24 protein-coding genes and 1 pseudogene are annotated in these 24,632 nt (G+C 72.3%); 14 read left to right on the forward strand and 11 right to left on the reverse strand.

The genetic code is table 11. From position 1 onward, the window contains the following. Positions 1–83 precede the first annotated feature (83 nt). From modA to AB0N80_RS07770, 3 genes are read left to right on the forward strand one after another with little or no spacing between them, the layout of a single operon-like run. Positions 84–842, forward strand: a complete 759-nt coding sequence (gene modA, locus AB0N80_RS07760; RefSeq protein WP_363578380.1) for a molybdate ABC transporter substrate-binding protein — start codon at positions 84–86, stop codon at positions 840–842. Next, positions 839–1,615 carry a molybdate ABC transporter permease subunit gene (gene modB / locus AB0N80_RS07765; protein WP_363390236.1) on the forward strand — a complete coding sequence of 259 codons (777 nt, stop codon included), beginning with the start codon at positions 839–841 and terminating at the stop codon, positions 1,613–1,615. The genes modA and modB overlap by 4 nt, the downstream gene beginning before the upstream one ends. Continuing rightward, complete coding sequence (locus tag AB0N80_RS07770; RefSeq protein ID WP_363578381.1) at positions 1,612–2,775, forward strand: ATP-binding cassette domain-containing protein; 1,164 nt, start codon at positions 1,612–1,614, stop codon at positions 2,773–2,775. Before modB ends, AB0N80_RS07770 begins: the two co-directional genes overlap by 4 nt. A 113-nt stretch (positions 2,776–2,888) precedes the next feature. Here the strand turns inward: AB0N80_RS07770 and cydC are convergent, their stop codons facing one another. Genes cydC through AB0N80_RS07790 form a run of 4 tightly spaced genes read right to left on the reverse strand, consistent with a single transcriptional unit; the run spans position 2,889 to position 8,778 of the window. Next, the gene (gene cydC, locus AB0N80_RS07775; RefSeq protein WP_363578382.1) at positions 2,889–4,574 is read right to left on the reverse strand and encodes a thiol reductant ABC exporter subunit CydC; all 1,686 of its coding nucleotides are present in this window, start codon (positions 4,572–4,574) and stop codon (positions 2,889–2,891) included. After that, positions 4,571–6,280 carry a thiol reductant ABC exporter subunit CydD gene (gene cydD / locus AB0N80_RS07780; protein WP_315994980.1) on the reverse strand — a complete coding sequence of 570 codons (1,710 nt, stop codon included), beginning with the start codon at positions 6,278–6,280 and terminating at the stop codon, positions 4,571–4,573. The genes cydC and cydD overlap by 4 nt, the downstream gene beginning before the upstream one ends. A gap of 15 nt (positions 6,281–6,295) precedes the next feature. After that, positions 6,296–7,321: a cytochrome d ubiquinol oxidase subunit II gene (gene cydB, locus AB0N80_RS07785; RefSeq protein WP_315994979.1), complete on the reverse strand. Its 1,026-nt coding sequence runs from the start codon at positions 7,319–7,321 to the stop codon at positions 6,296–6,298. Positions 7,322–7,338: 17 nt separating this feature from the next. Further along, a complete protein-coding gene (locus AB0N80_RS07790; protein ID WP_315994978.1) occupies positions 7,339–8,778 on the reverse strand; it encodes a cytochrome ubiquinol oxidase subunit I in 1,440 nt (479 codons plus the stop codon). Between the two features lie 157 nt (positions 8,779–8,935). Between AB0N80_RS07790 and AB0N80_RS07795 the strand changes: the two genes are divergently transcribed. Further along, positions 8,936–9,487: a helix-turn-helix transcriptional regulator gene (locus AB0N80_RS07795; RefSeq protein WP_363578383.1), complete on the forward strand. Its 552-nt coding sequence runs from the start codon at positions 8,936–8,938 to the stop codon at positions 9,485–9,487. Between the two features lie 100 nt (positions 9,488–9,587). Next, positions 9,588–9,878 carry a hypothetical protein gene (locus AB0N80_RS07800; protein WP_363578384.1) on the forward strand — a complete coding sequence of 97 codons (291 nt, stop codon included), beginning with the start codon at positions 9,588–9,590 and terminating at the stop codon, positions 9,876–9,878. Positions 9,879–9,906: 28 nt separating this feature from the next. Here the strand turns inward: AB0N80_RS07800 and AB0N80_RS07805 are convergent, their stop codons facing one another. Next, positions 9,907–10,236 carry a heavy-metal-associated domain-containing protein gene (locus AB0N80_RS07805; RefSeq protein WP_363578385.1) on the reverse strand — a complete coding sequence of 110 codons (330 nt, stop codon included), beginning with the start codon at positions 10,234–10,236 and terminating at the stop codon, positions 9,907–9,909. A gap of 10 nt (positions 10,237–10,246) precedes the next feature. Next, positions 10,247–10,528 (reverse strand): metal-sensitive transcriptional regulator, encoded by a 282-nt coding sequence (locus AB0N80_RS07810; protein ID WP_055956168.1) that lies wholly within the window; start codon positions 10,526–10,528, stop codon positions 10,247–10,249. A 230-nt stretch (positions 10,529–10,758) separates the two neighbouring features. On the opposite strand from AB0N80_RS07810, the gene AB0N80_RS07815 reads away from it, so the two are divergent. The 4 genes and pseudogenes from AB0N80_RS07815 to AB0N80_RS07830 all read left to right on the forward strand — a co-directional run. Then, positions 10,759–11,121: a hypothetical protein gene (locus tag AB0N80_RS07815; RefSeq protein WP_315994974.1), complete on the forward strand. Its 363-nt coding sequence runs from the start codon at positions 10,759–10,761 to the stop codon at positions 11,119–11,121. Positions 11,122–11,401: 280 nt separating this feature from the next. Beyond that, positions 11,402–13,846, forward strand: coding sequence for a SpaA isopeptide-forming pilin-related protein (locus tag AB0N80_RS07820; RefSeq protein ID WP_363578386.1), 2,445 nt, complete (start codon positions 11,402–11,404; stop codon positions 13,844–13,846). After that, complete coding sequence (locus AB0N80_RS07825) at positions 13,843–15,258, forward strand: SpaH/EbpB family LPXTG-anchored major pilin (protein WP_363578387.1); 1,416 nt, start codon at positions 13,843–13,845, stop codon at positions 15,256–15,258. Before AB0N80_RS07820 ends, AB0N80_RS07825 begins: the two co-directional genes overlap by 4 nt. A gap of 11 nt (positions 15,259–15,269) precedes the next feature. Then, a pseudogene (locus tag AB0N80_RS07830) lies at positions 15,270–16,046 on the forward strand (class C sortase); the annotation flags it as partial. A gap of 171 nt (positions 16,047–16,217) precedes the next feature. Here the strand turns inward: AB0N80_RS07830 and AB0N80_RS07835 are convergent. Further along, positions 16,218–16,907 (reverse strand): ABC transporter ATP-binding protein, encoded by a 690-nt coding sequence (locus AB0N80_RS07835; protein WP_363578388.1) that lies wholly within the window; start codon positions 16,905–16,907, stop codon positions 16,218–16,220. Beyond that, positions 16,904–17,965 (reverse strand): ABC transporter permease, encoded by a 1,062-nt coding sequence (locus AB0N80_RS07840; protein WP_363578389.1) that lies wholly within the window; start codon positions 17,963–17,965, stop codon positions 16,904–16,906. Before AB0N80_RS07840 ends, AB0N80_RS07835 begins: the two co-directional genes overlap by 4 nt. Before the next feature lie 146 nt (positions 17,966–18,111). Between AB0N80_RS07840 and AB0N80_RS07845 the strand changes: the two genes are divergently transcribed. The 4 genes from AB0N80_RS07845 to gnd all read left to right on the forward strand — a co-directional run bounded on the left by AB0N80_RS07845 (position 18,112) and on the right by gnd (position 21,585). Further along, positions 18,112–19,275 (forward strand): sensor histidine kinase, encoded by a 1,164-nt coding sequence (locus tag AB0N80_RS07845; protein ID WP_363578390.1) that lies wholly within the window; start codon positions 18,112–18,114, stop codon positions 19,273–19,275. After that, the gene (locus tag AB0N80_RS07850) at positions 19,272–19,892 is read left to right on the forward strand and encodes a response regulator transcription factor (RefSeq protein ID WP_363390199.1); all 621 of its coding nucleotides are present in this window, start codon (positions 19,272–19,274) and stop codon (positions 19,890–19,892) included. Before AB0N80_RS07845 ends, AB0N80_RS07850 begins: the two co-directional genes overlap by 4 nt. Positions 19,893–19,943: 51 nt before the next feature. Next, the gene (locus AB0N80_RS07855; RefSeq protein WP_363390196.1) at positions 19,944–20,444 is read left to right on the forward strand and encodes a bifunctional nuclease family protein; all 501 of its coding nucleotides are present in this window, start codon (positions 19,944–19,946) and stop codon (positions 20,442–20,444) included. Between the two features lie 79 nt (positions 20,445–20,523). Beyond that, on the forward strand, positions 20,524–21,585 hold the full coding sequence (gene gnd, locus AB0N80_RS07860; RefSeq protein WP_315994965.1) for a phosphogluconate dehydrogenase (NAD(+)-dependent, decarboxylating): 1,062 nt from the start codon (positions 20,524–20,526) through the stop codon (positions 21,583–21,585). Between the two features lie 16 nt (positions 21,586–21,601). Here the strand turns inward: gnd and AB0N80_RS07865 are convergent, their stop codons facing one another. Further along, positions 21,602–22,126: a hypothetical protein gene (locus tag AB0N80_RS07865; protein ID WP_315994964.1), complete on the reverse strand. Its 525-nt coding sequence runs from the start codon at positions 22,124–22,126 to the stop codon at positions 21,602–21,604. Positions 22,127–22,316: 190 nt separating this feature from the next. Here AB0N80_RS07865 and AB0N80_RS07870 point away from each other — a divergent pair, with 190 nt between their 5' ends. Further along, on the forward strand, positions 22,317–22,880 hold the full coding sequence (locus AB0N80_RS07870) for a ribonuclease H (RefSeq protein ID WP_136586766.1): 564 nt from the start codon (positions 22,317–22,319) through the stop codon (positions 22,878–22,880). 10 nt (positions 22,881–22,890) lie between these two features. Here AB0N80_RS07870 and AB0N80_RS07875 read toward each other — a convergent pair whose 3' ends face one another. Both AB0N80_RS07875 and AB0N80_RS07880 read right to left on the reverse strand, forming a co-directional pair. Continuing rightward, complete coding sequence (locus AB0N80_RS07875; RefSeq protein WP_363578391.1) at positions 22,891–23,847, reverse strand: NAD-dependent epimerase/dehydratase family protein; 957 nt, start codon at positions 23,845–23,847, stop codon at positions 22,891–22,893. Between the two features lie 99 nt (positions 23,848–23,946). After that, positions 23,947–24,615 carry a DUF4440 domain-containing protein gene (locus tag AB0N80_RS07880; RefSeq protein WP_363578392.1) on the reverse strand — a complete coding sequence of 223 codons (669 nt, stop codon included), beginning with the start codon at positions 24,613–24,615 and terminating at the stop codon, positions 23,947–23,949. Between the last annotated feature and the right edge of the window lie 17 nt (positions 24,616–24,632).

Here is a 24,632-nt window from a genome sequence, read left to right on the forward strand (position 1 = left end):
GCACATTCGGTATTCACGCGGCCATGAGTCCGCTTATACGGAATACTGGAGCGGCGGCCCGCCGGCGTCGCCGAAAGGATGCCATGTCCCGCCCCCTCCGTCTGCTCACCGTCGTCGTCGCCGCCGCCCTCCTGGCCGGGTGCGCGGGCACGTCGCCCGCCCCCGCGGCATCCGCCGACGGCCCGTCCGGAACCGTGGAGGTCTACGCCGCGGCCTCGCTTCAGCGGTCGTTCGACGAGATCGCGCGGGCGTTCGAGGAGCAGAACCCCGGCATCACGGTCACCCCGGTCTACGACGGCTCGAGCACGCTCGCCACGCAGATCGGCGAGGGGGCGCCCGCCGACGTCTTCGCCTCGGCGGACGAGAAGAACATGGCGAAGGTCGCCGCGCAGGCGCCCGATCCGCGGATCTTCGCGGGCAACACCCTCGTCATCGCCGTGCCGACGGGCAACCCCGGGAGCGTGCAGGGCCTCGCCGACCTCGCGCGGGTCACGACGGTGCTCTGCGCCCCCGAGGTGCCGTGCGGAGCTGCTTCGCAGACGCTGCTGTCGAACGCCGGGGTCGCCGTGACCCCCGCGAGCGCCGAGCAGAACGTCACCGCGGTGCTCACGAAGGTCGCCGCCGGCGAGGCCGACGCGGGCCTGGTCTACGCCACCGACGTGGTCGGTCGCGACGACGTCGAGGCGATCGTGCCCGCGGGGGCGGATGCCGTGGTCAACCGCTACCCGATCGCCGCTCTGTCCGAGGCCCCGAACCCTGACGCCGCCGCCGCTTTCGTCGCGTTCGTGCTCTCGGACGAGGGGCAGAGGATCCTCGGCGACGCGGGTTTCCGAGCGCCGTGACGGGCGGTTTCGTCCCGCGTTGGCTCGTCGTGCCGGCCGTCGCGGGGCTCCTCTTCCTCCTCGTTCCGCTGACGGCGCTCGTCGCCCGGGTGGAGTGGGGGACGCTCTGGAGCGATGTCACGTCTCCCGCGGCCCTGTCGGCTCTCGGCCTGTCGCTGAGCACCGGCGCTCTGGCGACCGTGGTGTGCGCGGTCGTCGGCATCCCCCTCGCCCTCGTGATCGCCCGCAGCCCCGCGCGGCTCGCGGCGGTGCTGCGCGCGCTCGTGACCGTTCCCCTCGTGCTCCCGCCGATGGTGGGGGGCGTGGCCCTGCTCTACCTGTTCGGGCGCAACGGGGCGCTCGGCGTCCTCGGTCTGCCGTTCACCACCGCGGCGGTCGTGCTGGCGCAGGTGTTCGTGGCGCTGCCGTTCCTCGTGCTCGCGGTCGAGGGCGCCCTGCGCAGCACCGGCGTGGAGTTCGAGCGCACGGCCGCCTCGCTGGGCGCGTCGCGCGCGACGATCCTGCGGCGCGTCACGCTGCCGCTGGCGGCGCCGGGCATCGTCGCAGGAGTCGTGCTGTGCTTCGCGCGCGCGATCGGGGAGTTCGGAGCGACGGCGCTCTTCGCGGGCAACCGCCCCGGCGTCACGCAGACCATGCCGCTCGCGATCTACACCGCCTTCAACGGGGCGGGCGTCTCGCAGGGCACCGCTGTCGCGCTGTCGCTGCTGCTGCTGGTGACCGCCGTCGCGGTGCTGCTGCTGGTGCGGGGCTGGCGCCCGGGGGTGGGGCGATGACGATTCCGGATGCCGGCAAGCCCGGACGTGATCGGCGCGACGCCGACGAAGCGGGTGGGCGCCGAGGGAGCCCCGGACCGCGCGATGCCGGCACCACCGCGTCGCGCGACGGGCGCATGCCGCTGCCGGATGCCGCCGCCCTGCGCGCCCGCGTCGTCGTGCGCCGTCGCGACTTCACCGTCGACGTCGCCCTCGATGCGACCCCGGGGGAGACCATCGCCGTGATGGGCCGCAGCGGCGCGGGCAAGTCGACGCTGCTCACCGCCCTCGCGGGACTCACTCCGCTGGACGAGGGTGAGATCGCCGTCGACGCGCGCGTGCTCGATCGTGCGCCGCGTCTGCGCACCGCCCCCATGCACCGCGGCATCGTGCTCCTGAGTCAGGACGCCCGACTCTTCCCGCACCTCACGGCGCGCGAGAACGTCGCCTTCGGTCCGCGCTCCGCCGGGGTGCCGGCATCCATCGCCCGTGCGGATGCCGACGACTGGCTCCGCCGCGTGGGGCTGCCCGACACGGGGGAGCGTCGGCCCGCCCAGCTGTCGGGCGGGGAGCAGCAGCGCGTCGCCGTGGCGCGGGCTCTCGCCGCGCAACCGCGGGTGGTGCTGCTCGACGAGCCGCTCGTCGCGCTCGACGCCGTGACGGCGTCCGAGATCCGCTCGATGCTGCGCGATCGGCTGGCCGGGGTGACCACGATCGCCGTGACGCACGACGCGGTGGATGCCGCGGCCCTCGCCGACCGGCTGCTCATCGTCGAGCGGGGCCGGGTGACGCAGGACGGGCCGGTGCCCGAGGTGCTCGCGGCCCCGGCGACCGAGGTCGCGGCGAAGATCGCGGGTGTGGAGCGGCTCGTGGGCGCGGCGCAGCGCGGGGACTTCGTGCGGGAGGGGCTGCGGCTGACCTCGACGGATGCCGCCTCCCTCGCCCTCGCGTCGACCGAGGGGCGTGCGCTGGCCGCGGTCTTCCGCGCAGCCGACGCGCGGCTCGGCGAGGGGGCCACGGCGACGGTGTCGCACCTCGAGCCCACGCCGACGGGGGTGCGCGTCGTGATGGACTCCGGCGTCGCCGAGGTGCCGGCGGCCGAGGCCGCGGCGCTCCGCCCCGGCGACACGGTGCGATGGAGCGTTCCTCCGGACCGCGTGCGCTTCGTCGCGGCATCCTGAGCGGGTTCCTCTCCGTCGAGTGTCCAGGACGCGCCGCTGGACTTCGCGTTTCCCGGCGTGTCCGGGACACTCGGCCGGGTCGATCGCGGCGCGAGGCGGGGGCCTGCGGTGGCTCAGTCCGCGACGACGCGCCCGCCCTCCAGCCGCACCTCGCGATCGACCAGCCCCGCGGGGACGTCGACGTGCGACACGAGCACCACCGCCTGATCGCGATGGACGGCCCCCAGCAGATCGGCGAGCAGGGCATCGGATGCCGCGGGGTCGACGCCCGCCGTGGGCTCGTCGAGCACGAGCACGGGGAAGCCGCGCAGCAACGCCCGGGCGAGGGCGAGGCGCTGGGCCTGCCCGCCGGAGACGAGCCCGCCGCGATCGCCCACGCGGGCGTCGAGACCACCGCGCTCCCGGGCCCAATCGGCCAGGCCCACGCGCGACAGCACCACCCACAGGTCGGCGTCGGTGGCGGTGTCGCGGGCGAAGAGGAGGTTCTGCCGGATCGATTCGTCGAACAGGTACGGCGACTGCTCGATCAGACCGATCGTGCGGCGCAGGTCGTCTCCCGAGAGTCCGCGCGCGTCGACGCCGCCGATGCGGAACGATCCCTCGTAGTCGAGGAAGCGCACCAGCACGTGCGCCAGCGTCGTCTTGCCCGCTCCGCTCGGGCCGGTGACGAGCACGCGCTCGCCGGGGCCGACCTGCAGGTCGACGTCTTCCAGCCGTCCGGCGTCTGCGTCGGAGTCCGATCGTGCCGGCCACCGCGCCCCGACACCGTGGAGCTCGATCCCCTCGCCGAGCGCGGGCGCCCGGCCCGTCGGTGCGGGCTCGTCGCGGGGGAGGCCGTCGGGAATGCGCTCGGGCACGGCATCCGCGATCCGCTCTGCGGCTGCGCGCACCTGCCGCCAGGACGCGAGCGCGAGGGGGACAGGTCCGAACACCTCGAACACGGCCATCGGCAGCAGCACGACGACGGCGAGCCCCGGACCCGTCAGGTCGTTCCCGGTCACGGCCGGGGCGGCGACCAGCAGCGCCGCGAGAGAGGCGACGCCGGCGAGCACCGAGACGGCGCCCGAGGTCAGTCCCTGGGCGCCTCCGCGGCGCACCAGCGCCCGGCGCAGGGCGGCATCGGCGGAGCGGACGCGAGCGTGGGCGGCATCCACCGCTGCGTACGCGGTCAGCACGTCGAGATTCGTGAGCAGGTCGTGCACGGCGTCGGCGACGGCGGTGCGCAGCGGCGCGATCGAACGCTCCGCGCGAGCGCCCGCGGCCCAGCCGACCGCCACCGATACGGCGAAGGCCGCGAGCAGGCAGACCAGCACCGCGAGCGCGGCGGGCCACGAGACGAACGCCGTGAACACGACGGCGGCCAGCGCGGTGGTCGCCGCCGTCACGAGCGGGAGCACCACGCGCAGCGGGAGGTTCTGAAGCTCCTCGACGTCGTCGACGACGCTTGAGAGCAGCCCGCCGCGGCGAGAGCGCGCGAGGCCGTCGGGGGCCAGCGGCACGAGGTCGCGCACCAGGTCGGCGCGGACCCCCGCGAGCTGATGCAGCGCCGCATCGTGGCCGCTGAGACGTTCGAGGTAACGGAACACCCCGCGCGACAGCGCGAACGCGCGCACCCCGACCACGGCGACCGACAGGTACATCACCAGCGGCTGCTCCGCCGCGCGGGCGATGAGCCACGCGCTCGCCGCGAGCAGAGCCACGGCACTGGCCGCCGTACCGAAGCCGGCGAGCAGCGCTGGGGCGAACCGCCGCCGCGACGGCATCGCCGAGCGCAGGATGCCGCGCACGCGCCCGTTCACGGGTGACTCCTCTCGGGAACGAAGCTCCCGGTCCCTTCGACAGGCTCAGGGACCTCGGTTGCGGGGTCGGGACGGAGGAGGCTGAGCCTGTCGAAGCCTCCGGACCCGCGCCGCAGCTCGACCACGCGGTCCGCGATCGCCCGCGCGGAAAGACGGTGCGACACCAGCAGCACGCCGCGGCCGGCGTCGGCCTCGCGGCGGAGGGTCGTCCACAGGTGCGCCTCGGTCGTGGCATCCAGGGCGCTCGACGGCTCGTCGAGCAGGAGGAGCGGCGCCCCCGTGACGCGGACCCGGTACAGGGCGCGGGCGACGGCGACGCGCTGGGCCTCGCCGCCCGAGAGCCCGGCGCCGGCGGCCCCGAGCACCGTTCCGGGGTCGAGATCCGCCGCCCCCGCGTCGGCCAGCGCCGCGGTGACGCGCCGGGGATCGGGCGCGCAGCCGAGAGCGACGTTGTCGGCGACCGAGCCGGTCACGAGCCCCGGTCGCTGGCCCGCCCAGGCGACCGCGCCGCGCGCGTGCGAAACTGGGGCGCCGTCGATGCGCACCGAGCCGTCGTACTCCGCGAAACCCAGCACCGCCGCGATCAGCGACGACTTGCCGACACCGCTCGGGCCGGTCACCAGCACGATCTCGCCCGGCTCGACCGACAGCGACACCTCCGGCAGCACGTGCCCCTCCCGCCGCACGCGCACGCGGTCGAGCGTGAGGACGGATCCGCGCGCCGGGGTCTCGGCATCCGCGTCGGGGGTCGTGCGGGCAGCGTCCAGGGCGTCGAAGATCTCCTCCGTCGCGGCGACTCCCTCGCTCGCGGCGTGGAACTGCACCCCCACCTGCCGCAGCGGCAGGTACGCCTCCGGCGCGAGCAGGAGCACGAACAGCCCCACCAGCAGCGAGAGGTCGCCGGCGAGCAGGCGGAACCCGATCGTCACGGCGATGATGGCGACCGAGATGGATGCCAGGAACTCCAGCGCGAAGCCCGAGAGGAACGACACGCGCAGGACGGTCATCGTCTCGCGCTTGTAGTCGCGCGTCACCGCTTCGATGGAGTCGGCGGCACGGTGCTGGCGACCGAAGGCCTTCAGCGTCCCGAGTCCGTCGACGGTGTCGGCGAAGCGCGCCGCGAGCCGGCCCAGCGTGCGGTACTGCTTCTGCTGCACCCCGCGTGTGGCCAGGCCGATCAGCACCATGAACAGCGGGATGAGCGGGATCGTCAGCACCACGGTCAGACCGGAGAGCGGGTCGGCGAGGGTCATCGCACCGATCAGGATCGGCATCGTGATCGCGGTGGCGACCAGCTGAGGCAGGTAGCGGCCGAAGTACGCGTCGAGCGCCTCGAGACCGTGTCCGGCCGTCACCGCGAGGGCGGCGGTGTTGCGCGCACCGAGCCAGCGCGGTCCGAGCCGCGTCACCGCGGCGATGAGCGCCTCACGCAGCTGCGCCGACGCCGCCGCCGCCCCGCGGGCCGAGGTGCGCTCGGAGGCGGCGATCAGCAGCCCCCGGAGCGCGGCGAGGGATGCCGCGATGCCCACGTATCCCCACAGCTCGGCGAGCGGCCGCCCCTCGATCGCCCCCACCAGCGCGTGCGTGAGCGCCCCGGCGAAGCCGACGATCACGCCCGCCTGCGCGAGCACGATCGCCGCGGTGACGACGAAGTAGCCGCGCGAGGCGCTCGCGTACCGCAGGAGGCGGGGGTCGACGGGTTTCATGGGTGGGTCCGGGGATCAGTGCGCGACGAGCGCGGCCTTCTCGATCCGGGCGCGGGTGACGCGCTTGCGGAACACCCAGTACGTCCAGCCCTGGTAGGCCAGGATCAGCGGCAAGAAGATGAGCGCCGCCCAGCTCATGATGGTGAGCGTGTAGTCGGTGCTCGAGGCGTTGTCGATCGTGAGGCTCGCGCCCCCGTCGAGGGTCGAGGGCATCACGTTGGGGAACAGCGCGAAGAACAGCGCGGCCACGGCCGACACGATCGTCACGGCCCCGAGGGCGAACGCGGTTCCCTCGCGGTCGCGGGAGTTGGCGACCCACGAGCCGATGAGGGCGAGTGCGGCGACACCCGACAGCGCCACGACGCCGAGGAACAGGGGCGCCTGCGTGGACCGGGCGACGGTCCACCCCAGGAAGACGGCCGCGAGGGCGATCGTGACCAGACCGGCCCGACCCGCCAGGCGCCGGGCGTCGGCGCGCACCTGGCCGTCGGTCTTGAGAGCGACGAAGTACACGCCGTGCGTGAAGAACAGCAGCAGGGTCGTGAGCCCGCCCAGGATGCCGTAGGGGTTCAGCAGCGTCAGCACGGTGCCGGCGTATTCGTGGTCGGCATCCAGGGGCACGCCCTGCACGATGTTCGCGAAGGCGACGCCCCACAGGAACGCGGGGAGGGCGGACCCTGCCACGATCATGCGGTCGAACGAGCGCTTCCACCGCAGCGAGTCGCGCTGATGGCGGTACTCGAACGACACCCCGCGAGCGATGAGCGCGAGCAGGATCACCAGCAGCGGGAGGTAGAACCCGCTGAAGAGCGTGGCGTACCACTCGGGGAACGAGGCGAACAGCGCCGCGCCGGCGACGATCACCCACGTCTCGTTGAGGTCCCACACGGGCCCGATGGTGTTGATGATCTGGCGGCGGGCGATGTCGTCCTTGCCGAGGAAGGGGATCGACATGCCGACGCCGAAATCGAACCCGTCGAGCACGAAGTAGCCGACGAAGAGGAAGGCGACGATCCAGAACCAGAGGTGTGCGAGGTCCATGATGTTCTCCTGCGTTCTCAGTAGACCGTGGTCGGCGTGTTCTCGACGGAGTCGTCGCGCTCGGCATCCGGGTCGGGCAGGGGGTCGGGGCCCTTCTGCGCGAACTTCACGATGAGACCGAACTCGACGATCGCAAGGCTCAGGTAGACGAGCGTGAAGGCGACGAGCGAGACGAGCACGCTCCACCCCGGGACGCTGGGCGAGACGCCGTCCTGCGTGAGCATGAGACCGAAGACGATCCACGGCTGGCGGCCCATCTCGGTGAACACCCAGCCCACGAGGCTCGCGAGCATGGGCAGCGGAGCCGTCCAGATCGCGATCCGCCACATCCAGCCGGCGACGGGGCGCTTCGCGTTCTTGCGCGTGACCCACAGGCCGACGACGCTGACGAGCGCCGCGATGCCGCCGAGCGCGATCATCCAGCGGAAGGCCCAGTACGTGACCCACAGCACGGGGGCGAAGTTGCCGTCGACCTGGTCGGCGAACTGCGGGAACATCTCCTGGCTGTACAGCGTGTTCAGGTCGTTGATCCCCTCGACGCAGCCGTCGAGCGAGTGCGTCGACAGGATGCTGAGCAGGAACGGAACGCGGATCGAGAACAGTTCGCTCGTCCCGTCGGGGGTGCCGAGGGTGAAGATCGAGAACGACGCGTCCTGTCCGCAGACCGTGTTGAACGTCGCCTCGGCGGCGGCCATCTTCATCGGCTGGGTTGCGACCATGACCAGGCTCAGCTGGTCGCCGACGATCGCGACGAGCACGAACGACACCACGGTCGCCCACAGGCCGAACCGCAGGGTCTTGCGCATCATGTCGGTGTTGCGGCCGCGGGCCATGTGCCAGGCCGACACCGCGACCACGACCATGGCGGCGAACATCCAGCCGGCGAAGATCGTGTGCGGGAAGGCGGCGAGGGCGACGGGGTTGGTCAGCAGCGCCCAGAAGTCGACGAGCTCGGCGCGGTGACCCTCGGCCGACATCTGATACCCGACGGGATTCTGCATGAACGCGTTCGCCGCGATGATGAAGTACGCCGACAGTGTCGCGCCGATGGAGGCCATCCAGATGCTCGCGAGGTGGGCGAGGCGGGGGAGCTTGTCCCACCCGAAGATCCACAGGCCGATGAACGTCGCCTCGAGGAAGAAGGCGAGAAGGCCCTCGAACGCGAGCGGGGCGCCGAAGACGTCGCCGACGAAGCGGGAGTAGGCCGACCAGTTCATGCCGAACTGGAATTCCTGCACGATGCCGGTCACCACGCCCATGGCGAAGTTGATGAGGAAGATCTTCCCGAAGAAGCGGGTGAGGTGCAGCCATCGCACGTCACCGGTGCGGTACCAGACGGTCTGGAAGACCGCCACGATCAGCGACATCCCCAGCGTCAGCGGAACGAAGAGGAAGTGGTACAGGGTCGTCAACCCGAACTGCCAGCGGGCGAGAGCCAGGGGGTCGAGCCACTCCATCGGGAGCCTCCGATCGAACCGGATTATGTGGTCAGACCACATGCTACGCCGGGCCCTCCCGCGCCGCCCGGCGATGATTCGGCGTCGAACCACCTCGTCGGTCTACGCTGAGACTTACCGGGAAAGTCTTTTCCCTGCGAACCGGTCCGGAGGCCGCATGTCGGTGCGTCAGAGCCTGCTCGCGATCCTCGATCGCGGCGTCTGCTACGGCTCCCAGCTGCGCGCCGAGTACGAGAGGCGCACCGGGGCGAGCGTGAACGTCGGCCAGGTGTACACGACCCTCGAGCGACTCGAGCGCGACGGGCTCGTCGAGGGGGCGGGCATCGACGACGAGGCGCGGGTGCTGTGGCGGCCCACCGCCGCGGGCCGCGCCGAGGCGCGCGCCTGGCTGACCACCGCCTCCCTCGCAGAGGGCCGCGACGACGTCGCCCTCAAGATCGCGCTCGCCGTGACCCTCCCGGGTGCCGACGTCGATGCCATCCTCTCGGTGCAGCGTGGCGCGGTCCGAGCGGCGTTGGACGCGAGCGACGCAGAGGTCGCCGACGCGGATGCCGTTCCCGCGGCGATCGTCCGAGCGGCCCGGAAGGCGCGGCTCGAGGCCGACCTGCGATGGCTCGACGAGGTCGCCCGCCTCACCGCCGCAGCCGTGCCCTTCGGTCTGTCCGAGGAGCGCCCGCGTCGCGGTCGGCCCGCCCGCTCTACGGTGTAAGGCTCGCGTAGCCCCGGCGGAGGGTTTCGTCAAGGGAGGCACGAGGCATCGGGAGAGCGTGCACGCTGAGAGCACCCCGGACGAGCCAAGGAGTTCTCACATGGTCATGGAAGCACCGCTCAGCCGCCGGGGTCCGCTCATCGGCGCGGCGCCCGCGGCGGCCCCCATCGACACCGTCGTCGCCCCACCGGCGCCCACCGAGATCCCCTGGACGCGAATCGACCTCGACCTCTACGAGGTCGCCCGCGGCGGCTACATCGTCGGATACGTCGAGGTCGTCGGTGCGGTGTTCGTGGCCCTCGGCGGCGCACGGTACGACCGCGCGGTCGAGGTGTCGCAGCACCTCACGTTCCACTCCGCCGTCGACGCCCTCGTGCGTCGCGTGCTCTGAGCCTCGGCGGTCTCTCGCGCTCGCGGCGTCAGGGGGCCAGCGAGTAACCCGCTTCGTCGATCGCGGCGGCGAGGTCGTCGTCGGTGACGTCTTCCGTGCGCGTGATGCGCACCACCGACGTACCACCCGCTTGCAGGGCGATGTCGATGACGCCGACGCCCGCGAGCGAGGAGAGCTCCTCGGTGACGGCGCGCACGCAGTGCTCGCAGGTCATGCCCTCGACGCGCAACTCGTCCGTCGCCGCCGCGGCGGCGGGAGCGGATGCCGCTGCCGAGTGGCCGCAGCCGCAGGCGTCGCCGCAGCCCCCACCGGCGGGGGCGGCGGCCGTGAGGCCGAGCTCGATGCGCTGTTCCGACATGGTGTCCTCCTCAGGAACGGACCAGGCGCGCGATGGCCTGGTTTGCTTCTTTCAGCTTCTCTTCGGCGACCGGCCCGCCCTGCGCGGCCGCCTCGGCGACGCAGTGCGAGAGATGATCGTCGAGGAGTGAGAGGGCGACGTTCTCGAGGGCCTTCGTGACCGCCGACACCTGCGTGAGGATGTCGATGCAGTACTGGTCGTCGTCGACCATGCGGGCGATGCCGCGCACCTGCCCCTCCGCCCGGCGCAGGCGCTTGAGGAGGTCGTCCTTGTTGCCCTCGTATCCGTGCATGCCTCGATGATACCCCCGTGGGGTATGCCTAGCACCGTCTCGTGCGGTGTCAACCCCCTCGGCGCACGGCTCCCATTGGCGGACAGTCGAAGCATCAGGAGGTCGACATGCTTTTTCGTCAGACCGGTGGTGGTCGGCGATGACCACCGAACCTTTCCCCACCGGACCCCACCGCCCCGTGCGCATCCCGCACCTGCCCCCGCTGCGCTCGCAGCGGCGAGAATCGAAGGATGACGCGAACACTGGCAGCGCTCCCGGGCGCCGCCCGGAGGCTGTGCCTCAGCCGACGAAACGGCGAGATCTGCACTCGTGAGGACGGGCACCGGGGCCTTCACCACCGCACCGGTGGGCGTCTGCTCTGGAGCGACCTGCAGGCCGATCCGCCCGAGTGCCCCGGTGCCGGCTCACCGGCCGAACCCGCAGCGATGCTCGACGACGGGTTCCCTGACGGACGCGCGGTCTGCCCGGTCTGCTGGGCTTTCGTGGCTCTGACCGACGACCGGACACTCGAACAGCACGATTCGTGGCGCGGTGACGAGTCGCGCGCGGAGGCCGGTCGTCGTCGCGAATGGTTCAACGCCTTCGGTTGGTGACTCCCGCTCCTGTGGCCCACGGCGGCCGATGGGGAGGCGGCACTCACATCGAGGCCCGGTCGCGGCGACGTGGGTCCGTCACGCTCGGGTGACGGCAGAACCCCGCTTTACCTCGGCCCGAAAGTGCGCGCGGGGACGCTCGGCGACGTTCGGGTGAAGGGTCGATACGACCGGGCGTGCTCCCTCGTGAGATAGCCCCCCATCCGAGCGGATGGGGGCCGCGCGTGGCTTCATCATTGCCCTCGAGGGGCTGCGCTGACGCGCTCCGCGGCACCTCTGCGTGATCCTCGGTCTGCTCCTCCGCGCCATCGAGGAGACCATGCCCGCCACGTACACCCGTGCGATCCGCCGGTTCGTCGCATCCGTCGTCGTCGTCGCGTTCGCCGTGATCGGACCGGTCGCGGCGACCGTCGTCGACGCGCCCCCCGCGGCCGCGGCGACGTGGAAGCCGTTCCAGTGCCTTCCCCGCTACGAGTACGCCGTGTCGTCATCCGGGGAGATCACCCAGATCGCGCCCGACGGGTCGACGTCGTCGATGGGCTCGTGGAAGGTGCCCTTCGCCAACGGCTTGGGAATCACCGCCAGTGGCGACCGTGCGTACTCCTACGACAGAAGCTGGGGGAACGGGGGCAACAACAAGGCCCGCATCCTGACGTACGACGCCCGAGGTCAGACGTTCACCACCACGTCGGACTCTTACATCGCCGCATTTGCGGGCGACCTCGTCGGTGGAGCGCTCGACCTCGACACCGGCGACTTCTACTTCGGTGGGTTCGAGAAGGCGGACCATGCCGGCGTCCAGGAATATCGCTTCCGCATCTTCGAGTATGCGCCGAATGCGCGCTCCTTCTCCGACCGCGGGTTCGCCTGGACGGGTATCACCGATTCGGGTCAGCCGAACGGCGACATCGCCTTCGACGCCGACGGGAATCTCTACATCGTCCGCGGTTCGTGGGACTCGACCAACCTCATCATCGTCTCCGCGGCCAGTTTGGCGGCCAGCACGGGAGGCGAAGTCCCGGCGTCGACGTCGAAGACCATCGCCGGTGGCCTGCCGGGCACCAACGGTCTGGACTTCGACAATCTCGGAAACGCCTACCTCAGCAACGGGACGACCGTCGCACGCTTCGACCCCACCACCTGGACGAAGTTGGACACGGTGACGACCTCCCTCTCCTCCAACACGGACCTCGGGAGTTGTCTGGCCCCGCCGACGATGACGGGCACCGTGAGCGTCGACGCCCGCAATGCTCCGAGCGACCAGTTCACGCTCTCCATCCGCAGCGGCACGGTCACGTCCATGACGAACACGACCACGGGCAGCGCGACGGGAGTGCAACCGGCCGTCGTCGGTCCTTTGCCCGTGCTCGCGGAGTCCACGTACGACGTCGTCCAAGACCCCGCCGGGACGACGGATCCGAACGACTACCGAACGACCTGGTCGTGCCGCTCGGCTTCCGGCGTCATCTCCTCGGGGAGCGGCTCCAAAGCGACGGTGACGGTTCCGACCAACCCGGCAGCGACGGATCGGGGGGTGCGTGTCAGCTGTGCCTTCGTCAATGTGCTGAAGCCGAAGCTCACCCTCGTGAAAGCGTTCGACATCCGGCATGGTGCGCCCTCCGACGCCTCGATCTGGCAACTCTCCGCGACGGCCGGGACCACGGCTCTCGCCTTCACTTCGGGGCAGACACGCGTGGTGGAGCCGGCGACGTACACGTTGGCCGAGACGGCGCGGCCGGGGTACACGCTCCAAGCGGTGTCGTGCGTCGACGCGTCGGGGACCACCGTCGCCGTGGGCAGCAGCTCGACGATCGCGATCGCCGACGGCCAGCGCGTCTCGTGCACCCTCACCAATGCCGACCAAGCCGGATCGGTGACGTGGAGGAAGACCGACGAGGTGAGCGGGAAGCTGGTCGGGGGTGCGACCTTCACGCTGACGGCTCCGGGCGCGACCGCTGTCGACGTCGGTGACAACACCGGTCAGACCGGGTACTCCGGGGCCGACACCGACGCGCGTCCCGGCGTGTTCCGCGTCACGGGTCTGTCCTGGGGCACGTACACGCTCACTGAGAAGTCGCCGCCCGACGGCTACCACCTCGCCACCGCGTCGACCTCGTTCACGATCGGTGCCTCCAGCCTCGACGTCACGACGGCCGACGTGACCGACGAGCGCATCCTGACGTTCGACATCGAGAAGCACTCCTACAGCGACCGCGGACAGACAGCGCCCGCACTCCTCGACGGCGCGGCGTTCGACCTCCGCGCGGACGATCACGGGCATCCCGGAGCCGCCGTCTCGGGAGTGCTGCAGACGGGAGCCCAGCCCGGCCGGTTCGCCCTCGTCGACATCGCGCCGGGGTCCTACTGGCTCGTCGAGACGGCGGCACCGAGCGGGTACGCGCCCCTGGTCGCCCCCATCGCCTTCGCCGTGCGCCACGACGCCGCCCACCCCGACGGCGCGATCGACCTCGGCTCCACCACCGACCCGCTCGTCTCCTACGACACCGCCTCGCGCACGCTGCGCATCTGGGACGCCCGCGTCGTGGCCCTGCCGTCGGCGGGAGGCCCGGGCACGATCGCCTTCACGAGCGCCGGGGTCGCCCTAATGGCGTCGGCCGCCCTCTTGTGGGTGCGCGCGCGGCGTCGCCGCGGGGCGGCATCCGCTTCCGAATCCTCTCCTCCGACACCGACATCCATCGATACTCAGAAAGCAGAAGGACTATGACCACCACCCGGTTCTCGCGCCGGCTCCGACTCCTCGCCTCGGCGGGGGTGGCGGCCGCACTCCTGGCCGCGGCCGCACCGGCTCACGCCTCGTCGGCCGATATCGACACCTCCGCCTCGGTCTCGCTGACGATCCACAAGTTCGAGCAGCCCGCGACCGGCACCCTCGGCACGAACGACGGAACGAAGATCGCCAACCCCGGTGGTACCCCCCTCGCGGATGTCGAGTTCACCGTGCAGAAGGTCACCGACGTCGACCTCACGACCGACACGGGCTGGGCGACCGCGAGCGCGCTGACCGTCGCCGACGTGTACGGCTCGACGGCCACGCACACGCTCGGCACGGGTATCGTCCGCACCACCGACAGCGCGGGTGAGATCACGCTGACGTCCCCCGCCGTGGGGATCGGCCTGTACCTCGTGCGCGAGACCGCCCCCGGAACGTCGTCGGTGGTCTCGCCCGCCGTCCCCTTCCTGGTCGCGCTCCCGCAGCCGGCCAACGGCGCGTGGAACTACGACGTGCACGTCTACCCGAAGAACGCGGTCTCGCGCCTCACGAAGACCGTCGACGAGAGCAAAGCGCACGTGATCGGCGACACGCTCCCGTGGACCATCACCAACGACGTCTCCAAGGCGCCGGCGGGCACCTCGATCTCGTCCTACGAGATCAGCGACACGCTCGAGAGTCGTCTCGGCTATTCGAGCACCACCGTCTCGCTCGTCGACGGGTCGACGACCTCGACGCTCGCGACGCCGCGCGACTACACGCTGACGGCGCCCACCGTCGGAACCTCCGGCGATGTCGTCGTCTCGCTCACCGCCTCGGGGCTCGCCAAGCTCAACGGCGTGGCGAGCACGGCGAAAGTGATCGTCGAGATCGACACCACCGTGCTCTCGATCGGTGACGGCACCATCAGCAACACGGCCACCGCGTACATCAACGATCCTCAGCACGCGCACGGGACCAGCTCCACGCCGACTCCCTCCACGTGGGGTGCCCTGCGCGTCGTCAAGCACGTGACCGGCGACAGCACCAAGACGCTGGCCGGCGCCGTCTTCGACGTCTACGCCGTCGACCCGAGCACGGCGGGCGCGACGGCCGTCGTGACGGGCGCGACCACCGGCGCGAACGGTTCCGCCCAGGTCGCCGGGCTGCGCACGGGAGACTACTGGCTCGTCGAGACCACGGCCCCCACCGGGTATCAGAAGCTCGCTCAGCCGGTGAAGATCACCGTGGCCGTCGGATCGACCACGTCGCCGAACGTCGCCGACATCGCGGACTCGCCCATCCCGCCGTTCACCCTCCCGCTCACCGGTGGATCGACGGGCGCGGCGTTCACCGCGGCCGGAGGTGCACTGGTGGTGCTCGCCCTCGGTGTCGTGCTGGTGCGCCGGGCGCGTCGCCGGGCCTGAGCGGCCCTCGCATGAAGACCGGGAGGGTCTCGGACGCCGGTCGGCGGCCGGGCCCCTCCTCGGTGCCGTCTCGGACGGCGCGCACCCTGCGCACCCGCGCGCGACGCGCCCGCCACGATCTGCTGCTCGCCACAGCCGCCCTCATCGGGGTGGCGGTGATGATGTATCCCCCCACCGCGAGCTGGTTCGACCTCATCCGCACCAATACGGTCGTCGAGGGATACGCCCAGGTGGTCGATGCCGCCGATCGACAGGTCGTGGACCAGTCGCTCTCCGCGGCGCGGGAGTACAACCTCCGCGAGGCCACGGGCCTGCTCATCGACCCCTTCGGCGACGACGCCGGGAAGCCGGGCGTCGACGCCGCCGCCGCGCGCTACCTCTCGCAGCTCTCCCTCGACCCGAACGGCGTGATCGCCCGCGTGCGCATCCCCGCCATCGCCGTGGATCTGCCCGTCTTCCATGGATCGACTCCCGACGTCCTCGACCGCGGGCTCGGTCACCTCTACGGCTCGTCGTTGCCGGTCGGCGGGCCGGGGACGCACGCGGTCCTGACCGGCCACTCGGGCCTCCCCGACGCCACGCTCCTCTCCGACCTCGACAAGCTCCACCCGGGTGACGAGGTCGACGTTGACGTCCTCGGGCGCACCCTGCGGTATCGGGTGACAGATTCCGACGTGGTGCTGCCGACCGACATCTCGCGCCTCGCGGTGCAGGACGGTCGCGACCTCGTCTCCCTCGTGACCTGCACGCCCATCGGCATCAACACCCATCGCCTCGTCGTGCACGCGGAGCGCATCGCCGACGAGGACGCTCCGGAGCCGGGGGCTCCGGAGCGGACCACCCTGCCTCCGCCCTGGTGGCTCGCCGTCCTCGCCCCGGCGGCGGTGGGTTGGCTCGTGGTCGCGGCGCGCGCGATGCGGTGGGCCCGCCGCGCCCGACGTTCCCGCGCGGGCCGGGGGTCACACGGCGACGACGCGGGTCGCTCGGCCGTCGACGACCTCGACCTTCTCATCCAGGGCACCCGCGTGCACGAGGTCGTGCGTCACGAGGAGGGTGGCGGTACCGCGGTCGTGCGTGAGCCGTGAGAGCAGCGCCATGATCTCCGCGCCGCGGGCGCTGTCGAGCGCGCTCGTCGGCTCGTCCACCAGCAGCACGCGGGGCTCGTGCACGAGCGCGCGGGCGATCGCGACCCTCTGGCGCTGACCGCCCGACAGCTGAGCGGGGCGGCGATCGGCGTGGTCGCCGAGGCCCACGGCATCCAGCAGCCCGTCGACGCGACCCCGCACGGCGGCGCGCCGCTCCCGGCGGCCCCGTCCTCCGAGCTCGGCCATCACGCGCAGCTGCTCGCGCGCGGTGAGGGCGGGCAGAAGCTGCGGCTGCTGGAACACGATGCCGATCCGCTCCCGCCGGAGCGCGGTGCGACCCGCGGCGTCGAGCCGAGTGGCATCCACTCCGTCGACGACGACGCGACCGTAGTCGGGACGGACGAGGGTGGCCGCCAGAGCCAGCAGGCTCGATTTGCCCGACCCCGACGGTCCGGTGATGCCCGTGACGAGGCCGGGGCGGCCCTCGAGCGCGACGCGGTCGACGGCGGTGACGCGGGCGTCACCGTCGGGGTAGGTGAGGGTGACGTCGTCGAGAAGGATCATCGGGTGCTCCCCAGGGCGGTGAGAGGGTCGGACTTCGTGACGGTGCGCAGTGACACGGCGGCTCCCAGCACGCCCAGGGCGATCATGACGAGCGCCGGGGCGAGGGTGGTGAGGGGGCTCAGCACAAACGGCAGGGCGCCGCCGGCGAGCGCGCCCAGGGCGGCCGTCAAGGCGATGCCGACCCCCACTCCGACGATGAGCACGACGAGGGCCTGGCCCAGGGCGTCGCGCACGAGGGCGGGGGTGCTGGCGCCGAGGGCCTTGAGCACGGCGACGTCTCCGGCTCGTTGCATGGTCCACACGGTGAAGAACGCGCCGACGACCAGCGCCGAGACACCGAAGAGCATCGCGATCATGAGACCGAGCGATCCGATCTCGGAGCGGAACGTCGGCAGCGCCGACAGGCTCGCCAGGGGAGTGGATGCCGTGGTCCCGGTGTCGGTGGCCACCGCGTCCCACGCGGGGTCGCCGGAGACGGCGAGCACGGTCGCCGCGCCCGTCCCGCCCAGGCGCTGGGCGAGCGTCTTCCACGCCGTCGAGGTGAGGGCGACGACGGGGGTGTGGCTGTAGGAGAGGTCGTCGCCGACGGAGGCGACGCGGAAGCCCTCACCGGCGATCGTCACCTCGCTCCCCACGGACGCGCCCAGGGTCTTCGCCGCGCCCGCGGACAGCGCGGCGTCGGTGTCGGACGAGACGTTCAGCGCGAAGGCGGGGGAGTCGAGACCGAAGAGGGCCACAGCCCCCGACGCGGAGGGGCCCTCGGCGCGGGACTGCAGGATGCCGATCGGCACGACGACGGTGACACCCGCAGCGTCGCGCCACGCGGCGACGGTGGCGTCGTCGATCGCCGACTCTCCGAAGGTCGCCGCCGCGTCTCCGACCGGCTGCAGCACGAGCCGGTCGCCGGGGAGGGCCAGTACGGCCGAGACGTTCTGGGCGGCGAGGCCGCCGGTCAGGCCCGCGAGGAAACCCACGAGCAGGGTGATGAGGGCGACGACCGCCCCGATGAGGGCGAATCGCCCGCGGGCGAACCGCAGATCGCGCCATGCGACGTACACGTCGCCTCCTTCCGCCGGCGGATCTCACCGGCACCCCTCCAGCGTCGTCACCCGGCCCTCCGCGGTCATCGGCGCAAGGGGCGTTCCTGCTCTCCACCTTTCGGATGATCCGCCGCGGGCCCCGCATCCGTAGCCTGGAGATCGTCATGCCGCATCGCACCCTCGCTCCCGTCTTCGCGGGCCTGCGCGTCGGGCTCCACGTCTTGTTCGGGTCCCTCCTCGCGCTTGTCGTGGTGCGCGTGCTGGTGACCGACGGCTCCGTGACGGCTCTCGTGCTCGCGGGGCTGCTCGGCGGGGTCTACCTCGGCGGGCTGGCGGTCGCCCGCGCACGCCGCCGGGCGGCGGCCGTGGTGTGGGTGGCGGTGCTGACCCTCGTCTGGGCGGCGCTGGTCTGGCTGGTGCCGGAGGCCGCCTACCTCGTCTTCCCGCTGTTCTTCCTCTACCTGCACGTGCTGCCCGGGGCCGCCGGGCCCCTCGTCGTGCTCGGGACGACAGCGCTCACGATCGCCGCCTTCGCGGTGCACGGGGGCCTGACGGTGGGCGGCGTCGTGGGCCCCCTCGTCGGCGCGGGCGTCGCACTGCTCATCGGCCTCGGCTATGCCGCGCTCGACCGGCGGGCGGCCGAGCGCGAGGCGCTCGTGGCCGAGCTGCTGGCCACGCGCGACCGTCTCGCGGCCGCCGAGCGCGAGCAGGGCATCCTCGCCGAGCGGGCGCGGCTCGCGCGCGAGATCCACGACACCGTCGCGCAGGGGCTCTCGAGCATCCAGATGCTGCTGCACGCGGCGGAGCGGGCGGATGCCACGAGCCCGGGCCTCGCGCACGTGCGTCTGGCCCGGGAGACCGCCGCCGACGGACTCGCCGAGACCCGGCGCTTCATCCGGGAACTGTCCCCGCCCCGCCTCGACAGCGGTCTCGGCCCCGCACTCGAGCGCCTCGCGCGCGACTGGGGAGCACGCGAGGGGGTCGCGATCGACGTCGAGGTGGACGACGACGCGTCGCTGCCGATGGACGCGCAGACGGCGCTGCTGCGCATCGCCCAGGGAGCCCTCGCCAACGTCGCCCAGCACGCCGGCGCGGCGCGCGTCGGCATCCGTCTCACCCGGCTCGACGACGCGGTGCAGCTGCGGATCGCCGACGACGGCGTCGGGTTCGATCCCGAGCGGGCGGAGGCGGTGGCGGCCGAGACCGATTCGTTCGGGTTGCGGGCCATGCGGGAGCGGGTCGGCCAGCTCGACGGCGCCCTCGAGGTCGACAGCGCACCGGGGCGGGGCACCGCCATCACGGTGACGCTCCCGGGGGGTGCGTCGTGATCCGCGTCGTCATCGCCGACGACCACCCCGTCGTCCGCGCGGGGGTGCGCGCCCTGCTCGATGCGGAGGCCGACATCGAGGTGGCGGGCGAGGCCGCGACCCCCGACGAGGCGGTCGCCCTGTCCGAGCGTCTCGCGCCCGAGCTCGTGCTGATGGACCTGCAGTTCGGCGACCGTGCCGCCGGTGCCGAGGCGACCAGGCGCGTCCGCGCGCTCGCCGCCCCGCCCTACGTGCTCGTGCTCACGAACTACGACACCGACGGCGACATCCTCGGTGCCGTCGAGGCGGGGGCCAGCGGGTACCTGCTGAAGGATGCGCCTCCCCACGAGCTGCTGGCCGGTGTCCGCGCCGCTGCGGCGGGGCAGAGCGCGCTCGCACCGGCGATCGCGGGTCGACTGCTCGCGCGGATGCGCGAACCCCGCGTCACCCTGTCGGCGCGCGAGATCGAGGTGCTGCATCTCGTCGCCCGCGGCGCGTCGAACGCCGACGTCGCGGCGCTCCTGCACATCACCGACGCGACGGTGAAGTCGCACCTCGCACACGTCTTCTCGAAGCTCGGCGTCACCTCGCGCACCGGCGCCGTCTCCGCGGCGCGGGCCCTCGGCATCCTGCGCTGACGGTTCGGACGCCGAGGCGGACGGCGCAGGCGACGACGTACGATGGGCGTCATGATCCGGGTGCGAGTGGTCGGCGTGGCCCTCGACCCGGCCCAGCAGCACGTCATCCTGCTCTCGCCGTTCGACGCCGAGGCCGACGGCGAGCGCGTGCTCCCGGTGTGGATCGGTCCGCAGGAGGCGATGTCGATCCTCGTCGCGATCGAGGGCACCGCCTCGCCCCGCCCGCTCGCGCACGACCTCATGACGGCGATGCTGGGGGAGTTGTCGGCGACCGTCGACCGGGTCGAGATCACCCATCTCGAGGACGGCACGTTCTACGCCCGCCTCGTGGTCGACACCCCGCGAGGACAGCGCTCCTTCGACGCCCGCCCCTCCGACGCGATCGCCCTGGGAGCCCGTGTCGATGCGCCGATCTGGGTCGCCGACAGCGTCTTCGCCGAGGCGGGAGTGCCCGACGACGCGGTCGAGCTCGACCCGTCGCCCGAGGAGGAGCGGGTGGAGGAGTTCCGCCGGTTCCTCGACGACGTCGACCCCGAGGACTTCCAGGGCTGACGGTCCGCCGCCCCCTCGACGCTCCTAGACTCGCGGAGGGGCCGCGCGCCGCGGCCTCATCACGACGAACGGGGTACGAATGCAACTCGCCATGGTCGGACTCGGACGGATGGGCGCCAACATCGTGCGCCGACTCATGAGGGACGGTCACGATTGCGTCGTCTTCGACGTGAATCAGGATGCCGTGGCCTCCCTCGTCGAGGAGGGGGCGACCGGGGCGACGAGCATCGCCGACCTCGCTTCGAAGCTGCAGAAGCCCCGCGCCGTGTGGCTCATGATCCCCGCCGGACTCACCGGGTCGGTGGTCGACCAGGTCGCCGAGGTGCTCGAGCCGGGCGACATCATCATCGACGGCGGCAACTCGAACTACCGTGACGACGTGCGTCGCGCGAAGAAGCTCGACGACAGCGGCATCCACTACGTCGACGTGGGGACCAGCGGCGGCGTGTTCGGCCTCGAGCGCGGTTACTGCCTGATGGTCGGCGGTCACGACGAAGCCGTCGCGCACCTCGAGCCCGTGCTGCGCACGATCGCGCCGGGACCGGGAGAGGTCGAGCGCACGCCCGGACGCACGGGCGACTACACGACCGAGGAGCGCGGGTACCTGCACTGCGGTCCCTCGGGGGCCGGGCACTTCGTGAAGATGGTGCACAACGGCATCGAGTACGGCATCATGGCCGCGCTCGCCGAGGGGCTCAACGTCTTGAACAACGCCGACGCGGGCCTGCACCAGGGCGAGCACTCGGCCGAGGTCGCCCCGCTGGAGGAGCCCGAGTACTACCAGTTCGACATCGACACGGCGCGGGTGACGGAGCTGTGGCGCCGGGGATCAGTCATCTCGTCATGGCTGCTCGACCTGACCGCGGCGGCTCTCGCGCAGAACCCCACGCTCGACGGACTCGCCGGTCGCGTCTCGGACTCGGGCGAGGGGCGCTGGACCGTCAAGGCCGCCGTGGACACCGGGGTGCCCGTGCCGGTGCTGGCCGCCTCGCTGTTCGAGCGCTTCGCCTCGCGGGGCGAGGACCACTTCGCCAACCAGGTGCTGTCGGCGATGCGTCTGCAGTTCGGCGGTCACCAGGAGCTGCCCGCCGGCGACGTGCTGGAAGCCGGTCAGAAGAAGGCCGAGAGCGGCCGGAGCTGACGGCCCGCGCGCGCGTTCAGCGCGTCAGCAGGATCTGACAGATGAAGAGGCCCCCGCCGTCGTTCCACACCTCGACGGCGGGGGTTTCGCATGCGCCGTCCTCGGCGGTGAGCAGTCGGACTCCGGCGTCGTCGTAGAGCGCGTAGGGGCCTACGGTGCCGCGGACGGCGGCCGAGACGCCCTGCGGGAGCTCGCCCACCGAGGCGAGCGCCTCGCGCAGCGGAGCACCGGCCTCTTCGGTGTAGTACGTCGCCGCGGCGTAGTCGCGGCAGTTGGCCGTCCCCCCTGATCCGAGAGGGAAGCCCGTGCCCAGGCAGTAGCCGCCCGCGGGCATGTCGGGGAGCGTGCCGTGAGCGCTGCGGTACTTCTCGAAGATCTCCTGCCACTGCACGAGCTTCTGGGTGGCCTGCTGATTCGGGGTGGACTGCGTCGAGGTGAGCAGCCAGGCGAGGAATCCGAGAGCCCCGAGGATGACGACCCCGCCGACGATGAGGGCGGTGAGAGCGGCGGGGTGGAGGCGGGCGCGAGACGTGGACGACATGGCGGGCTTTCTCGAGGGGGCGGGACGCGGGCGACGCGATGACGGATCGCGCCAGACTCGCATCCGCGGTGTCGGTCTCCGCGCGCGCTCACCGTCCCTCCCGCGGGGAAGCGTCGCAGGTTCACCCGCGTGCTCGCCCGCCCGGGGCCCCGCGTCGGATCGCGCCGGGCGGGCGGGGGAGACTAGGGGGATGAGCAGTTCGGCATCCACCCCCTCCGACCGTTACGTCGTCGCCACCGACGGCGCCTGCAAGGGCAACCCCGGCCCCGCGGGCTGGGCGTGGGTCGGCGAAGACGGCCACTGGGCCGCGGGCTCGATCCCCTCGGGGACGAACAACATCGGAGAGCTGCTCGGGCTCCTGCACGCGATCACCGACCACGCCGACGTGCGCGAGCTCGTCGTGCAGGCCGACTCGAAGTACGCGATCGACACGTACTCGTCGTGGATGGACGGCCACCGCCGTCGCGGGTGGGTGACGAGCGCCAAGAAGCCGGTGGCCAACCGCGGGATCCTCGAGGCGCTCATCGCCGCTCGCGATGCGCGACGCGAGGCGGGGCTCCCCGACGTCGTGCTCGAGCACGTGCGCGGACACTCCGGCCACGTGCTGAACTCGTGGGCCGACGAACGCGCGGTGCGCGCCTCGCAGCATGCGGCGAAGGGCGAGGAACTCATCTGGACCTCGCTGCGCGGTCTCGATCGCCTCGAGGTGCAGAAGGCACCGCCCCGTTCCGCGGCGGACCGCAACGGCCGCTGAGACCGCCCGGTCAGCCGGCCAGCACCTCGGCCTCCTCCGCCGGGGCGAGTCCGGCGCGACGGGGCCGGTCGATCCCGCGCGCCCGTTCGTCGTCGAGGACGCGTCGCATCGTCTCGGCCAGAGGGCGGCGCCGACCATCGGATGACAGGAACGCGGCGTCGCTGCGACGAGAGAAGCCCCGCGCCTCGGCGGGCAACCAGAGCGGGAGCGACCGCGGGCCCATCCAGTACTGCACACCGCGGGACAGGAGGGTCTCGTCGTCGAGCGGGACGGTCTCGACGCTCGCACCGGCGGCCTCACGGGCGGCCGCGAAGACCGCGGCGAGCGGGAACTCCTCACCGACGGCGTTGACCGGACCGGTCACCCCTGCCGACCCCGCGCGCACGATCCATTCCGCGAGATCGTCGACGTCGATGCCCTGCGCGTGCCGGCCGCTCGGCTCGGGCACGACCGCCCGGCCTCCCCGCGCGAAACGGGCCGGCCAGTAGCCGAAGCGATCGGTCGGGTCGCCCGGTCCCACGATGAGCCCGGCGCGAGCGCGCAGCGCCCGCTCGCCCACGCGTGCGGTGGTCAGTCGCTCGGCGTGCACCTTGGCATCCGCGTACTGCTCGAGGTCGACGGGCTCGACGAGGTCCGCGGACTCGTCGGCGAACGGCGCGGCGGAGTCCGCGTACACCGACACGCTCGACACGAGCGTCCAGTGCGCCGCCCGGTGGGCGAGGGCGTCGAGACCGGATGCCACGAAGCCGGGGTCCCACGAGAGCTCGACGACGTCGTCCCACTCGCCGTCGAGGTCGGCGTAGGCGTCGGGGTCGTTCCGGTCGGCGCGCACCAGCCGTGCTCCGGCGGGGACGGCTCCCGACTCTCCCCGGGCGAGACAGGTGACATCGGCGCCGGTGGCCAGCGCCGCCGTGACGAGGGCCCGGCCGAGCCAGGCGGTTCCGCCGAGGATGAGGATGCGTCGCATGCGGCCAGCCAAGCAGCCGCCGGCCCGCGCGGCGAGCGGGTTCGCGCTCGGCGGACGCAACCCTCGCGGGAGCCACCGGCCGTCGGCGGCTGAGTCGGCTCAGTTCCCGCTGTCCGACGGCGCAGGCGTCCCCTGGTGAAACGTCAGGCGCGGGGGCGAGCCCTGCCACACCGACGAACGGCGACTGACGCGCTCCTCGACCGTGAGCAGGTAGTCCAGGAGCACCGTGTCGGGGGCGATGACGCGGCTCGACCGCTCAGCGATCTCGGCCGTCGACGTGCCGGGCTCGGCCCGCAGGGCGGCGACGATGGCCTCCCGTGTGAAGCGGCGCCCCGATTGCCCGATCTCCACGAAGTCGTCGTCCAGCAGTGGCTCGACCCGGGCGGGGTCCTGGCGCACCCGCGGGTCCAGCAGTCGCTCCTCGGCCGCCCACGCCGCGGCGACGAGGGTCGCGGCATCCCGGTCTCGTCCGCGGATCTCATACCGGCGCTCGATGCCGACGGTCGCTGCGCCCCACGCGCTCGCCGCGACGCGGCGCTGATGGGCGTCGAACGCGGCCTCATCGACGAAACGCTCCTCGACGCGCCACACGAGGGGGTCGTCGGTGGGGTCGACGTCGAAGGAGACGCAGCCCGGTTCGGCCCGGGTGAGGGCGAGGTGCGCAGGGAGGTGTGCGCGCACCCGCGCGGCTTCGGTCTCGTCGGCGCAGCGGAGCGAGCCCGACAGCGTGACCTCGCGGCCGCGGTGGGGAGTCGAGGCAGACGTCATCCGCTCACGCTACGGGG

Origin of the sequence: Microbacterium sp. NPDC089188 (assembly GCF_040685155.1) — a bacterium.
GTDB classification, from domain to species: Bacteria; Actinomycetota; Actinomycetes; order Actinomycetales; family Microbacteriaceae; genus Microbacterium; species Microbacterium galbum.

What these genes read in the sequence shown, in the direction of transcription:
- AB0N80_RS07805 (WP_363578385.1), bottom strand. Translation starts at nt 10,236, where the DNA reads ATGTCGGAACAGCGCATCGAGCTCGGCCTCACGGCCGCCGCCCCCGCC.
- AB0N80_RS07865 (WP_315994964.1), bottom strand. Translation starts at nt 22,126, where the DNA reads ATGTCGTCCACGTCTCGCGCCCGCCTCCACCCCGCCGCTCTCACCGCC.
- AB0N80_RS07815 (WP_315994974.1), top strand. Translation starts at nt 10,759, where the DNA reads ATGACGCGAACACTGGCAGCGCTCCCGGGCGCCGCCCGGAGGCTGTGC.
- cydD (WP_315994980.1), bottom strand. Translation starts at nt 6,280, where the DNA reads ATGAAACCCGTCGACCCCCGCCTCCTGCGGTACGCGAGCGCCTCGCGC.
- modA (WP_363578380.1), top strand. Translation starts at nt 84, where the DNA reads ATGTCCCGCCCCCTCCGTCTGCTCACCGTCGTCGTCGCCGCCGCCCTC.
- AB0N80_RS07845 (WP_363578390.1), top strand. Translation starts at nt 18,112, where the DNA reads ATGCCGCATCGCACCCTCGCTCCCGTCTTCGCGGGCCTGCGCGTCGGG.
- AB0N80_RS07825 (WP_363578387.1), top strand. Translation starts at nt 13,843, where the DNA reads ATGACCACCACCCGGTTCTCGCGCCGGCTCCGACTCCTCGCCTCGGCG.
- AB0N80_RS07855 (WP_363390196.1), top strand. Translation starts at nt 19,944, where the DNA reads ATGATCCGGGTGCGAGTGGTCGGCGTGGCCCTCGACCCGGCCCAGCAG.
- cydB (WP_315994979.1), bottom strand. Translation starts at nt 7,321, where the DNA reads ATGGACCTCGCACACCTCTGGTTCTGGATCGTCGCCTTCCTCTTCGTC.
- AB0N80_RS07870 (WP_136586766.1), top strand. Translation starts at nt 22,317, where the DNA reads ATGAGCAGTTCGGCATCCACCCCCTCCGACCGTTACGTCGTCGCCACC.
- AB0N80_RS07875 (WP_363578391.1), bottom strand. Translation starts at nt 23,847, where the DNA reads ATGCGACGCATCCTCATCCTCGGCGGAACCGCCTGGCTCGGCCGGGCC.
- AB0N80_RS07800 (WP_363578384.1), top strand. Translation starts at nt 9,588, where the DNA reads ATGGTCATGGAAGCACCGCTCAGCCGCCGGGGTCCGCTCATCGGCGCG.
- AB0N80_RS07795 (WP_363578383.1), top strand. Translation starts at nt 8,936, where the DNA reads ATGTCGGTGCGTCAGAGCCTGCTCGCGATCCTCGATCGCGGCGTCTGC.
- AB0N80_RS07770 (WP_363578381.1), top strand. Translation starts at nt 1,612, where the DNA reads ATGACGATTCCGGATGCCGGCAAGCCCGGACGTGATCGGCGCGACGCC.
- AB0N80_RS07790 (WP_315994978.1), bottom strand. Translation starts at nt 8,778, where the DNA reads ATGGAGTGGCTCGACCCCCTGGCTCTCGCCCGCTGGCAGTTCGGGTTG.
- gnd (WP_315994965.1), top strand. Translation starts at nt 20,524, where the DNA reads ATGCAACTCGCCATGGTCGGACTCGGACGGATGGGCGCCAACATCGTG.
- AB0N80_RS07880 (WP_363578392.1), bottom strand. Translation starts at nt 24,615, where the DNA reads ATGACGTCTGCCTCGACTCCCCACCGCGGCCGCGAGGTCACGCTGTCG.
- AB0N80_RS07810 (WP_055956168.1), bottom strand. Translation starts at nt 10,528, where the DNA reads ATGCACGGATACGAGGGCAACAAGGACGACCTCCTCAAGCGCCTGCGC.
- AB0N80_RS07835 (WP_363578388.1), bottom strand. Translation starts at nt 16,907, where the DNA reads ATGATCCTTCTCGACGACGTCACCCTCACCTACCCCGACGGTGACGCC.